The sequence below is a fragment of the Asticcacaulis benevestitus DSM 16100 = ATCC BAA-896 genome (genome assembly GCF_000376105.1).
In the GTDB taxonomy this organism is placed as follows: Bacteria; Pseudomonadota; Alphaproteobacteria; order Caulobacterales; family Caulobacteraceae; genus Asticcacaulis; species Asticcacaulis benevestitus.
Genome location: NZ_AQWM01000063.1, coordinates 1 through 12,087 on the forward strand (window position 1 = coordinate 1; position 12,087 = coordinate 12,087).

Genomic DNA, 12,087 nt, shown 5'->3' on the forward strand with positions numbered 1-12,087 from the left:
AGTGACGTGTCGGCTGGCAGGGTGGCAAGCCAGTATTTGAGCGGCGCTTCATCGCCTTCAGGCCATTCGATCAGCAGCCATTCCTCAGGGCGGGGTTCTGTCAGGTTATAGTCGCGGGAGGCCNGGTGCAGCCAAAGAGCTGTAAAGCGTGAACTCAGGTCCACATTCGTACCTTCTCGCCAGCAGACCGTTTTCCAGGCCTCGGGCGGCAGCTCCCGTGCCAGCGCCTTGGCCGAGATGGGCGCGTGGTCGGGATTACGTTGCAGCAACGACGGTGGTCGTCCCCGGCCACTCCAAGGTTTTGGAGGCAAAGGGGCTTGCCCTGGACGCCAGACACTGAGTGTCGGCTGTACACCCACGACATAGGTGAGGCCAAGCGTGGTCAGGCCAGCGTGGAAGCTGCCATCCGCTCCGTAGCCAGCGTCAGCCAATACCACCCCAGGCGCAACACCGGCAGTCTTAGCGGTGCGGACCTGATCAAGTGCGATAGCTGGCTTTGTTTGGAAGCCTATCTCCTCAGGGACCTTCACTTTACGCCGCCGCTCTGGATCATCGCACCAAGTCTCAGGCAAATAAAGNCGATAGGCGATCGGTAGGCTGGCCGCAGCGTTCGCAACCGACAGGCTGACGGCGACCTGACAGTTATCCTGCTTGCCGAGTTGACCACAATATTGTCGCGCTACGCCCACTGAGTGCTTGCCCTTTTTGGGAAAGCCGGTGTCGTCGATGATCCAGGCCTTAATCGGTCCATGCTGCTCGATTTGCGGAAGCACCCTCTCGCGAAGGCGAAGTCACCGCTGCCAACGGCTCAACGCTCTTTCGTTCAACGGGCAAAAGCAGTCCAAGACAGTAATCCTTCAACGGAACCGCACGGTCAGCATGGCCGATTACATCAACCAGACTATGGACAAAATCCGAAAACGCCGCTTCACTTATACTGGTAATTACGCCACTCATACGGCTTCTCCTGCTGACTATGAATCGCTCTGGCTAACATATTTCAAAACAGCGCGAATCCCGTATTCTGTGACTCAGTAAGATTAGTTCAGTAGAGACAACTCCAAGCGCGTGTCCGGTATCTGGCACGCGCTTTTTTATGCATCGATCGTAGCGCTTGCCTTATTGACGCTAGCCGTTAGCTACCAAATGGCTATGCCGTTGTTTTATTTAACTGTTTTTTCACCCTCCCCTCACCCGCAATTTGAACGGCTTCGCTTGCTCCGGGTGTTTGAAGCGCTCTGCGACCGCTATTTGAGAACGTTTTGGTCCTCTCACTAGTGATTTCCGGACAGTCTACGGCTTTGTCCTGCACTCAGAATCGCCCTTACTACCTGCCCTCCGATTACTCGCTAGCCTCACAATAGCTAGCCGGTAGCTACCAGAATGGTGGCTGATAGCGGCCAGCTAGCTGCCCGGCATCGGGCCGATAGCTATCTAAAAGCGCTCCGGTAGCTGTTTGGCTGCTTTCCGGCAGCTTCCAGATATGGGTTAACTGTCCGTTAGCTATCTTGCAGCTACACCTTAGCTAGCCGCTAGCTTCCCGACAGAGAATCACTTTAGAGCTGACAGCTAGCGGATAGCTACCGACCCAACCCAGGCGGTGCCTTAAGAGGACTTCACAATGCCCGTAATTTCGTTCATCTCGCCAAAAGGCGGCGTCGGCAAGACCACCGCCGCTACCTTGCTGGCAACGCAACTGGCGCGTAAGGCGCGGGTCATTATCATTGACGCTGACCCGAACCGCCCGATCGCCGCCTGGTCACAGCTAAAGGGCTGCCCGGACAACATCTCCATCGTATCCGACGCCAATCAGGAAAATATCCTCGACAAGATCGAAGAGGCGCACGCCACCGCACCTTTCGTCGTGGTCGATTGTGAAGGCACCGCCTCGCTCACCGTGGCCTACGCCATCGGCGCCTCCGATCTCGTCGTCGTCCCGACACAAGGCTCACAGCTAGACGCCAAGCAAGCCGCCAAGGCCTTGAGTCTTATTAAGAATACTGAGCGTCAGAGCCGTCGGCCCATCCCGCACTTCGTGCTGCTGACCCGCACCAATCCGGTCATCAAGCCGCGCACTCTGACCAGCATCCACGAGCAGTTGCGCGACCATGGCGTCAACCTGTTCCACACCCAGATGCACGAACGCGAGGCCTTCAAGGCCATGTTCTCGTTCGGCGGTACCTTGGAAACCCTCGATCGCGCCCAGGTCAACAATATCGACAAGGCCATCCTCAATGCGCGCGATTTCGCCAGCGAGGTGGTCGATATCCTGAAAGCGGCGCAAAACGGGGCAGGGGAGGGCGCACACCCGTCCACCACGTCCGCGCCCATGGCATCCTCGAAGGTGGCGTAAGATGAGCACCGACACACACGCCCAGCGCGCCTCAATCTTCGACGATGACCTTGATCTTGACTTGTCATCCTTCACCCCGCGCGGCGTCAACGCGGAGCGGCCGGACAAGGACGCCCTGCGTACCGTCGCTGAAGCGCGCGGTTTTTCCAGCCGTGAACCGATAGCCGCGCCCGCACCTGAACCGCTTACCGAGCCACAATTGCAGCGCCGCTACCGCACCGGCCGCAACCGCCAGCTCAATCTTAAGGTGACCGACGACGCGCTGCGCCGTTTCTACGCCCTGGCGGACGCACAAGGCCTTGTTTTGGGTGAGGTTTTCGAGCAGGCAGTCATCGCCCTCGAAGGTGCGCTGGAACGCGGCGAAACCCCTGGTCGTAAATAATGTCCAGGCGCCACGCAGAAAGCCAGTTCGACCTGTTCATTCCGCTAATCAGCGACCTGTCGCTGAAGGATCAGCGCGAGATCATGGAGCGGCCATTCTTCTCGCTCGCCAAGCGCAAGCGACTGAAACCGATAGAATATACCAGTCCCGATGGCGACACCTGGGTCAAGGTTTCCGGCAATGCCGAATTCGGTATCGCCACCATCTGGGACGCCGATGTCATGATCTGGGCGGCGTCGCAGCTCAACCGCATGAAGGAGCAGGGGATCAATGACCTGCCACGCACCCTGCGGACGACCTCCTACGACCTGCTGAGGGCCATCAAGCGCGACACCGGCGGCAAGTCCTACCAGGAGCTGCATGCGGCGCTGCAGCGTCTGGAATCGACCACCATCCAGACCTCTCTGCGCGCACCCAAGCGCAAGGACAAGGCGCAGTTCGGCTGGATTGACGCCTTCCAGCTTGAGGTCGACCCCGAAACCGAAGCGCCGCGCGGCATTTCGATCACGCTGTCGGACTGGGTCTATCAGGGTATCGTCACCGACAAGGCTCTGCTCACCATGCACCAGGACTATTTCCTGCTGACCGGCGGCATGGAACGCGCACTCTATCGTGCCGCCCGCAAGCACGCCGGCGAACAGGAGCAGGGCTGGACCTGCCGCGTCTCGCTTTTGCATGAAAAAACAGGCTCAGATAGCCCGCTCAAGCAGTTCACCTACCTGCTCAAGCGCGTTGTGGCCAAGAATGCCCTGCCCGAATATGTGATGACCTTCACCAAGGTGGCCGATGGCTCGCCAGCCGTGCATTTCATCCGTCGCGATATCGAAATGCGCGCCAGCGTGAGGGAAGATTTCAAGCGCATGGAACGTCAGAATGCGGAGGACCGCCGCCGTCTCGAAGTCGACAGCGTTTAAGCATAAAGACTTGACGCGGATACGGTGGGTTTTGATCGGGGGAACGGTGACCGATTCGCCTGGTGGCTATCGGGGGATTAGTGACCGGATTGACGGGGGATCAGTGACCGATTCGCTCCGTTTGAGTCGGGGGAACGGTGACCAGATGGCCTTAGCCGTGCGAAAAGGGGGGAGAAAGCCATTTTGCCGGCTCAAATTCGGCCCGTCGGGGGATCAGTGACCGGTTATGACGCGGTCTTGTGTGTAAAAGCTGCTTCTGGAACCCCTTTATCCTGTGGATATCAACCACCGATTCGCCCACAGGCCACGGGGGATGGGTGACCCGGACCACGGGGGATCAATGACTATCAGACGGGGGATTAAAGACGGAAGCACGGGGGATCAAAGACCGGGCTGTTTCGCAAAGCCTTGCTTTATAAGGCTTTGAGAGGGGGCATTCCGCTCTTAACTTACTTAACTTGACTCTATAACAGAGTCTTCTAACGCCATGGAGATATGAGGAAATTTCAGCGCCCGCTCGCCTTGGCCGACCTGAAAGAGGGTCGCCAAGGCGCGGACTGAACAGAGGGCCTGTTATAAGCCAGGTCACAGCCTTTTTAGCCCCACTACCCTCTATGGCAGGAAGACTTGTGGAGACACCTCACATCAGACCCAGAAAGATGTCTCAGCGTGACAGAAAGATAAGGGAACCTGCTGTGACAGGTCTTACCCAACGATAATTGCTTTCGTAGGCTAACTTCATGCGCCCGATGTTCCTGTCTTTGACAAACCACCTATCAGGAACTGCTTGATGCTAGCCGCCTCCCTGATACGGGTACTGGCTGAGGGCCGCCCCTACGCTCTGGAAGCTGCCTATCAGACCGCTCTGCAGACGGGCGCAAAAAGGCAAGAAGCGATTGACCTGTCACTTAGGTAAAAGCCCGAGCCCCGGAGCCTGCTTCAGACCTTGTGAAGGCTCAAGCGTAGCGGCTCAGGCTCAGGTCACCGGTTTCGATCTCAGGCGTAGCGCCGCTGATCAGGTCGGCCAGAACACGCGCCGATCCGCAAGACATCGTCCATCCCAGCGTGCCATGGCCTGTGTTGAGGTAGAAGTTCTTGTAGCGCGTCGCCCCAATAACCGGCGTACCATCGGGCGTCATCGGGCGCAGGCCCGACCAGAACTTGGCCTGCGACTGATCGCCGGCGCCGCCGAAGAGACCCTCAACCGATTGAGTGAGGGTGGCCTGACGGGCAGGGGGCAGATCCGTGCTGAAACGGGCGATTTCCGCCATGCCACCGATACGGATACGGTCACCCAGGCGAGTGATCGCCACCTTGTAGGTCTCATCCATCACCGTCGAGACCGGCGCCTTGGCCGCATTGATGATCGGCACGGTCAGGGAATAGCCCTTGACGGGATAGACCGGCAGATCGAGACCAAGCGGTCTGACCAGTTTCGGCGTGTAGCTGCCAAGCGCACCGACGAACAGATCGGCCTCGATATCGCCGTTTGAGGTCTCAACGGCGACGACGCGCGTGCCCTCATGGCGCAGCGCCCGGATATCGACATCGTAGATGAAGGTGACGCCTAAGGTGGCCGCGCGTTCGGCCAGGCCGGTTGTGAACTTGTAGCAGTCGCCGGTCTCGTCATTAGGCAGTCGCAGGCCGCCGACGATTTTGCTGGCGTCGATGCCCGGTTCGGCCCTGGCGCAGCCAGCCGCATCCAGAATTTCGAACGGTACGCCGCCGGCGCGCAACACCTCGACATCCTTGCCGATATTGTCCATCTGCTGCTGCTTGCGGAACACTTCGAGTGTGCCCTGCATGCGCTGGTCGTACTGAATGCCGGTGTCTTGGCGTAAGTTTATCAGGCAGTCGCGCGAATATTCAGCCAAACGCACCATGCGGCCCTTGTTGAGCGAATAGCGAGCCTTCGTGCAATTGCGCAGCATCGCCATCATCCAGCGGATGGTGTCGGGATCGACGGTTGGCCGCACGATCAGGGGGGCGTTTTCCATGAACAGCCACTTGAGCGCTTTTTGCGGAATGCCGGGCGCAGCCCACGGCGAGGAATAGCCGGGCGAAACTTCGCCGGCATTGGCGAAACTGGTCTCCAGCGCCGCGCCCGACTGGCGGTCGATGACAGTGACCTCATGGCCGGCTTTTGCCAGATACCAGGCTGACGTGACACCGATGACGCCGGCGCCCAAAATGACGATCTTCATGCGAACCCCAAAAATTTAAAGATATTCACGATGGAATCGACGACCAAGCGAGGTCAGGATTTCATAGGAGATGGTGCCGGCATCGGCGGCGATGGCGTCGAGCGACTGGTGCGGCCCGATCAGTTCGACGAAGCGCCCCGCGACAAGCGTACCGTCCGCAAGCGCGCTGATATCGAGAATGATGCTGTCCATCGATACGCGGCCGACGATTGGCAAACGCACATCGCCAAACCAGGCCGCGCCGCGCGGGCTTAGTGAGCGCGGCAGGCCGTCAGCATAGCCGGCGGCAATAGTGGCCAGCTTCATCTCTGTGGCCGCAACATAGGTGCCGCCATAGCCGATGCGGGTGCCGGCGGGCACGGTGCGCGTCTGGATCACCGCCACATGCAGACCAACAACCGGCTGCATCGGGTTAGGACGCGCGTCGTTGGGCGCGCCGCCATAGAGGGCGACACCGGGACGGGCGAGCTGGTAGCGGAAGTCTGGCGAGAGGAAGAGGCCGCCGGAATTGGCGAAACTGACGGCGGCGTTTGGAAAGTGCGCGCTGATCTCACGCATCACGGCAAGCTGACCCAGGTTGGCTGAATGAGACGGTTCGTCGGCGCAGGCGAGGTGGCTCATCAGAAAGTGGACATCGAGATGCGCCTTGATCGCTTCGCAATCGAGGGCTTCGCGGTCTTCGGGTGAGAGGCCCAGCCGGGACATGCCGGTGTCGAATTGCAGGACGGCGGGGAGACGCTCCCCACGCGACGCCGCCACTTCGAGCCAACGGGCGATCTGATCGGCGGAATTCAGCACGGGGATAATGTTCTGGTCGGCGCACGCGGCCTCGGCGCCGGGCATCAGGCCGTTCAGGACATAAAGGCTGGCATCGGCGGGCAGGCGCTGGCGCAAGCTGAAGGCCTCGCAGGCATGGGCGACGAAAAAATCACGACAGCCGACCTGATAGAGCACCGGCGCGACCTTGTCCGCACCGATGCCATAGGCGTCGGCCTTGACCACCGCGCTGACCCGCGCCTCGCCGGCCTGTTTTTGCAGCAGCAGATAGTTGGCGCAAAGGGCGCCGAGGTCGAGGGTCAGATAACCGCCCGTACCCTTGGTCAGGGCGTGTTTTTCGATATCGGTGAAGGTTGAAAAATCGGTCGTCATCGGCAGGTTTCCGGGGAAGCGGTCGAATCAGCCTATGTCAGAGCCTGCGGGATTGCCTGTCTTAATGTGCGCGAACTTGCGAAAACCCTTGGGCAAATGTGGAAATTTGCTCAAATCCGGACAAAATTTTTGCGCGGCGGCATTTCAACGAACCCTCCGTCTTGGCAAGGTCACCACAGAGGCTTAATCGAGCATCATGGATAAGACACCGCGCATCGCCCTTATGACCGCCTTCGAGCCGGAGTGGAACCGCCTCATCCACCGCGTCGAGCGGCAGGAGCATCACCGTTTCAAGGGGCTGAGCTGTGTCACCGGTGTGCTGGAGGGCCGTGAGATCGTCCTGACGATGAGCGGTATGAGCATGGTGAATGCCGCCATGACGACGCAAGGCTTGCTCGACCGTTTTACCGTCACTCAGCTGATCTTTACCGGTATCGCTGGCGGGCTTGATCCCTTGCTCCGCGTCGGCGATGTCGTGGCGCCGGCGCGCTGGGCGCAGTCACTGGAAATCATCATGGGGCGTCAGGTGGCGGCGGGCTTTGCAAAGCCGGACTGGCTGACTTGGGCGCCGGATATGCCAGCCTTTGGCATGATGCTGCCCAATACGGTCATCGTAGGCACTGGTGCACAGGCTGCCAAACCGCGCGTCTGGTTCGAGGTTGATCCGTTCATGCTTGAGGTGGCGCAAGGTCTGGAAGATATCGTGTTGTCAGCGCAAACCCCGGACGGGCGCAGCCTTGATCATGTGCCGGCCTTTGTGGTCGGTGGCGCCGGTGTCTCCTCCAGCGCCTTTCTCGACAATGCCGATTACCGCGACTACGTGTTCGAAACCTTTGAGGCGCGCGTTGCCGACATGGAAAGCGCTGCCGCCGCCCACGTCGCCTACGCCAACGACATACCGTTTATCGCCTTTCGCAGTTTGTCCGATCTGGCGGGCGCGGAACACGAAGCCAATGAAATGAACGTCTTTATGAGCCTCGCTGCTGAGAACTCCGTGCGCGTGGTGTGCCGCTTTCTCAAAGCGCTTCCCTAGGCGTTTACAAATAACATATACGGTATACTGTTTGTGTCTTCCCTAGGAGGAGACGCAAAATCATGACCGCCTTGCCCAAATCGATCGCTCTGGCCTGTGTGCTTGCCATCACGGTCGCCGCCGCATCCGCCCTGCCGGCTCAGGCCGAAACGATCGCGCCCGCATCTGCCGATGCCGCCTTTAACTCGATCTACAAAACCGAGTGGGCATGGCGTAAAGCCCTGACCGACGATGATGAGGACGATGGCGAAGACAAGGTGCGCGTGCGCTTCCCCGATGTGTCCGAAGCCGCACAGGCGGCGAAGCTGGTCTACTGGACCAAGGTGTTGTCGCAACTCGATGCCATCGACGTCAAGGCGTTGTCGCCAGAGGCGCAGGTCAATTACACCGTCTATCGCAATCAGATCGAAACCCTGGCGTCGCGTCAGAGGTTCCGCGGCTATGAAATGAACTTCGGCTTCTGGAGCGGGTTGTCCTATGCCGCGCGCAAGACCCTGCGTACTGAGCAGGACTATCGCAACTATATCGCCTATCTCAATGATGTGCCGCGCTTCTTCGACCAGAGCAGAGACAATCTGCGCGCCGGCCTGAAACGCGGTTTCACACCGTCGAAGGTCTCTCTGCAGGGGCGTGATTCATCGATCGCCATCGCTTTTGAGAACAAGACGCCGGAACAAACCGTCTTCTACACGCCATTTCTCACCATGCCGGCCAGTATCCCGGCCGATAAACAGGCGGAACTGAAAAAACTCGGCATCGAGGCCATTACGAAAAGCGTCATCCCGGCGCATAAGAAACTGCTGGCCTTCGTGCGCGACGACTATATCCCCCACGCGCGCCCGACCATTGCGGCTTACGATCTGCCGGACGGCAAGGCCTATTACCAGTCGCTGATCCGCGAATATGTGACGCTCGACATGACGCCCGACCAGATCCACCAGATCGGGCTGGCCGAGGTTGCCGGTATCAAGGCCGAAATGCAGGCGATCATGACCGAGGTCAGGTTTACCGGCGACCTGCAGGCCTTCAACACCTTCCTGCGTACCGACCCGCAATTCTATGTCACCACGCCGCAGGCGTTCCTTGATCGCGGCGCCTGGATATCGAAGGAATTCGACGGCAAGGCCAAGGACTATTTCGGTCGTCTGCCGCGTATGCGTTTTGCCGTCATCCCGACGCCTGACGCCATCGCGCCCTTCAACACGGGCGGCAATGGCGGACCGGGGGTGCTGATCCTTAACACCTATAACCTGCCGTCGCGTCCGCTCTACACCCTGCCGGCCCTCGTGTTGCACGAAGGCGCGCCGGGTCACGCCATGCAGATGCCGCTGGCCCTGGAAAACGAAGACCTGCCGGCCTTCCGCCAGTCGACCTATATCTCCGCCTATGGCGAGGGGTGGGCGCTGTACTCTGAGCGTCTCGGTGTCGAGATGGGGATGTATCACACACCCTATGAGCGGTTTGGCATGCTGACCTATCAGATGTGGCGCGCCTGCCGGCTTGTGGTTGATACCGGCATGCACGCGCAAGGGTGGACCCGCGACCAGTCGATCGCTTACCTGCGCGACAATACCGCCCTGTCGGAACACGAGATCACGACCGAGGTCGATCGTTACATCAATACACCTGGTCAGGCGCTGTCCTACTATATCGGCGAGATGACCATCTGGAAGGTCCGCCACAAGGCCGAGGCCGCTTTGGGCGACAGGTTCGATATTCGCGCCTTCCACGATACGGTGTTGGAACTGGGCTCAGTACCTCTGCCGGTGTTGGAAGCCCGTATCGACCGTTTCATAGCTGAGGGCGGCAAGGGCCCTTATCCCGACAAGAAAGCGAATCCCGATGACTAGATATGCTCTGACTCTTGCCATGTGTCTCCTCATGAGCGGCACCGCTCACGCCGCGCTGGCTGCGCCCGTCACCGCTACCTGTCAGGCGCCCGCCGACCGGCTGATGAGCGCTGTTGTTTCGGAATATGAAAACCTGGCCGCTTCACGCGATCCTTTGCGTGAAAGCAGCAACGGTAATCTGGCGGCTTTGGCGCAATGGCCCGACGACAGCGACAAGGCCCTGACCGACTATGGTAGTGCCCTCAAAGGCCTGATGACACGCCTGACAGCGATCAAGACCAGTGACCTGTGTCCGGATCAGGCCCTCAATCAGGCGTTGGTGAAGGATCGCCTCAACTTAGAGCTCGACGGTCTGCGCTTCGATGAGGCGCGTGTGCCGTTCAATTTCGGCGACGGCTTCTTCACCACGCCGGACTATGCCGCCACAGGCGTGGTGCTGCGCACCGAGCCCGAGGCGCGTGCCTGGATCGCCAAGCTCAAGGCGCTGCCGGCCTATTATGCGACCGAGACCGCGAATATGCGGCGCGGGATCAAGACCGGGTTCCTGCGTCCGAAGCTGGTCGCCGCCAACGCTCTGCGCGTGCTCGAAGCCCACGCTTCGCAGCCCTTGCCTGATCACAGCCTGCTCGGTCCGATCAAGGCCTTGCCCGACAGCATCCCTCAAGAGGTGAGGGGGCGTCTGCTGGCAGAGGCCACAGATGTGGTCGCCAACGACATCCGGCCGTCCGAACGGGCGCTTGTGGCCTTCTTCAGGGATGATTATGTGCCGGCGGCGCCGGAAAGCATCGCCATCGGCGATCTCAAGGACGGCAAGGCCTATTACCAGTACCTCATCCATCGCAACGCCTCGACCGACATGACGCCAGCAGCGATCCATGCGCTGGGCCTGGAGGAAATGAAGCGCATCCGCGCCGAGATGGACGCCGACATCAAGGCCAGCGGCTTCAAGGGGACGTTTGCCGAGTTCCAGACCTTCCTGCGCACCGATCCGCAATTCCGTGCCACGTCGCCGGAGGACTACTACAATCAGGTCAGCGGCATCCTGATCCGTGCCCAAGGCCTGTTGCCGCGCTATTTCCGAACCCTGCCGCATTTGCCGGTGACGGTGCACGAGGTGGACCCCCAGCTTAAAAGTTCGTCGTCGGGCTATAATCCCGGCAGCCTGGTGCAGGGCGTACCGGGCACGGTGATCATCAATACCGATCATCTTGATCAGAGCCCGACCTATGGCCTGACCGCCTGGGCCATGCACGAGGGCGTGCCGGGCCACCATCTCCAGATCGCTCTGGCGCAGGAGAATGCTGCCCTGCCGATGTTCCGCCGCCGTGATGATATCAACGCCTATGTCGAAGGCTGGGCGCTTTACAGCGAGCACCTCGGCGTCGAGATGGGCATGTACCGCACGCCCTACGAGGATTTCGGCCGGCTGTCGCTGGAGATGTGGCGCGCCTGTCGTCTGGTGATTGACACGGGGATGCACGTCCTGGGCTGGAACCGCGAGCAGGCCATGGCCTGCTTGCGTGACAATACCGGCATGAGCGAGCGCTCGATCCGGAACGAGGTTGATCGCTATATCGGCTGGCCCGGGCAAGCGCTGGGTTATAAGCTGGGTGAAATCCGCATCCGGCAATTGCGTGCCAAGGCAGAGGCCGCACTTGGCCCCAGATTTGACCTGCGCGATTTTCATGATCAGATATTGAAGAACGGTCCCGTGCCGCTCGATATCCTGTCGCAACAGGTCAATCAGTGGATAGAAACGCAAAGGTCTGGCGATAAATCCTAGGGAATGCGCAAAACCCTTGGTTTCTTTGCTTTATTCACAGGCAATACGTTTTTGCGTGTTGACTCGTCCTGCTCATCTCCTTAGAAGCCGGTCTCCCGACTGAGGGGCTTTGGAAGCGACGACATGAGGAACCGGAAACGGTTATGATTTAAGTCTTTCCGAGGATTTTTGGTTGGGGCGACAGATTGGTTTTGATAGAGTTTTCGGTAACGACATTCTTTTAAAAAACTGGTTGACTCGTTTGCGGTGTTTCCCTAGAAACGCCGCTCCGCTGAAAGGGCTTTCGGATGTTTCCGGTTGTTGGTTTAGCGGTTTGGTTGTCGAGAAAATCTTTTTGAAAAGAAAAGCTTGACACTAAAAAATGATGCGGTATAAGCGCCGCTCTCTTCGATAACGAGATTAAGTTGTCGCTCTGGACG

Annotated in this window: 8 protein-coding genes and 1 pseudogene; 6 read left to right on the plus strand and 3 right to left on the minus strand. The window is 59.4% G+C overall.

Annotated features, from left to right (window positions below):
- A pseudogene (locus tag B060_RS27505) lies at positions 1 to 957 on the minus strand (IS701 family transposase); the annotation flags it as partial.
- 664 nt (positions 958 to 1,621) lie between these two features.
- Here B060_RS27505 and B060_RS25735 point away from each other — a divergent pair.
- Genes B060_RS25735 through B060_RS0122750 form a run of 3 tightly spaced genes read left to right on the plus strand, consistent with a single transcriptional unit; the run spans position 1,622 to position 3,649 of the window.
- Positions 1,622 to 2,353 carry a ParA family protein gene (locus B060_RS25735; RefSeq protein ID WP_018084102.1) on the plus strand — a complete coding sequence of 244 codons (732 nt, stop codon included), beginning with the start codon at positions 1,622 to 1,624 and terminating at the stop codon, positions 2,351 to 2,353.
- Position 2,354: 1 nt separating this feature from the next.
- Positions 2,355 to 2,735, plus strand: coding sequence for a hypothetical protein (locus B060_RS0122745; protein WP_018084103.1), 381 nt, complete (start codon positions 2,355 to 2,357; stop codon positions 2,733 to 2,735).
- Positions 2,735 to 3,649, plus strand: coding sequence for a replication initiator protein A (locus tag B060_RS0122750; RefSeq protein WP_018084104.1), 915 nt, complete (start codon positions 2,735 to 2,737; stop codon positions 3,647 to 3,649). Before B060_RS0122745 ends, B060_RS0122750 begins: the two co-directional genes overlap by 1 nt.
- A 956-nt stretch (positions 3,650 to 4,605) precedes the next feature.
- Here the strand turns inward: B060_RS0122750 and B060_RS0122760 are convergent.
- Both B060_RS0122760 and alr read right to left on the minus strand, forming a co-directional pair.
- Positions 4,606 to 5,853, minus strand: coding sequence for a D-amino acid dehydrogenase (locus B060_RS0122760; RefSeq protein ID WP_018084106.1), 1,248 nt, complete (start codon positions 5,851 to 5,853; stop codon positions 4,606 to 4,608).
- A 15-nt stretch (positions 5,854 to 5,868) separates the two neighbouring features.
- On the minus strand, positions 5,869 to 7,002 hold the full coding sequence (alr, locus tag B060_RS0122765) for an alanine racemase (RefSeq protein WP_018084107.1): 1,134 nt from the start codon (positions 7,000 to 7,002) through the stop codon (positions 5,869 to 5,871).
- A 196-nt stretch (positions 7,003 to 7,198) separates the two neighbouring features.
- On the opposite strand from alr, the gene B060_RS25740 reads away from it, so the two are divergent.
- The 3 genes from B060_RS25740 to B060_RS0122780 all read left to right on the plus strand — a co-directional run bounded on the left by B060_RS25740 (position 7,199) and on the right by B060_RS0122780 (position 11,668).
- Positions 7,199 to 8,035 carry a 5'-methylthioadenosine/S-adenosylhomocysteine nucleosidase gene (locus tag B060_RS25740; protein WP_018084108.1) on the plus strand — a complete coding sequence of 279 codons (837 nt, stop codon included), beginning with the start codon at positions 7,199 to 7,201 and terminating at the stop codon, positions 8,033 to 8,035.
- A 62-nt stretch (positions 8,036 to 8,097) separates the two neighbouring features.
- Positions 8,098 to 9,885: a DUF885 domain-containing protein gene (locus B060_RS0122775; RefSeq protein ID WP_018084109.1), complete on the plus strand. Its 1,788-nt coding sequence runs from the start codon at positions 8,098 to 8,100 to the stop codon at positions 9,883 to 9,885.
- Between the two features lie 31 nt (positions 9,886 to 9,916).
- Positions 9,917 to 11,668, plus strand: a complete 1,752-nt coding sequence (locus B060_RS0122780; protein ID WP_157405707.1) for a DUF885 domain-containing protein — start codon at positions 9,917 to 9,919, stop codon at positions 11,666 to 11,668.
- Positions 11,669 to 12,087: the final 419 nt, after the last annotated feature.

What these genes read in the sequence shown, in the direction of transcription:
- B060_RS25735 (WP_018084102.1), top strand. Translation starts at nt 1,622, where the DNA reads ATGCCCGTAATTTCGTTCATCTCGCCAAAAGGCGGCGTCGGCAAGACC.
- B060_RS0122745 (WP_018084103.1), top strand. Translation starts at nt 2,355, where the DNA reads ATGAGCACCGACACACACGCCCAGCGCGCCTCAATCTTCGACGATGAC.
- B060_RS0122750 (WP_018084104.1), top strand. Translation starts at nt 2,735, where the DNA reads ATGTCCAGGCGCCACGCAGAAAGCCAGTTCGACCTGTTCATTCCGCTA.
- B060_RS0122760 (WP_018084106.1), bottom strand. Translation starts at nt 5,853, where the DNA reads ATGAAGATCGTCATTTTGGGCGCCGGCGTCATCGGTGTCACGTCAGCC.
- alr (WP_018084107.1), bottom strand. Translation starts at nt 7,002, where the DNA reads ATGACGACCGATTTTTCAACCTTCACCGATATCGAAAAACACGCCCTG.
- B060_RS25740 (WP_018084108.1), top strand. Translation starts at nt 7,199, where the DNA reads ATGGATAAGACACCGCGCATCGCCCTTATGACCGCCTTCGAGCCGGAG.
- B060_RS0122775 (WP_018084109.1), top strand. Translation starts at nt 8,098, where the DNA reads ATGACCGCCTTGCCCAAATCGATCGCTCTGGCCTGTGTGCTTGCCATC.
- B060_RS0122780 (WP_157405707.1), top strand. Translation starts at nt 9,917, where the DNA reads ATGAGCGGCACCGCTCACGCCGCGCTGGCTGCGCCCGTCACCGCTACC.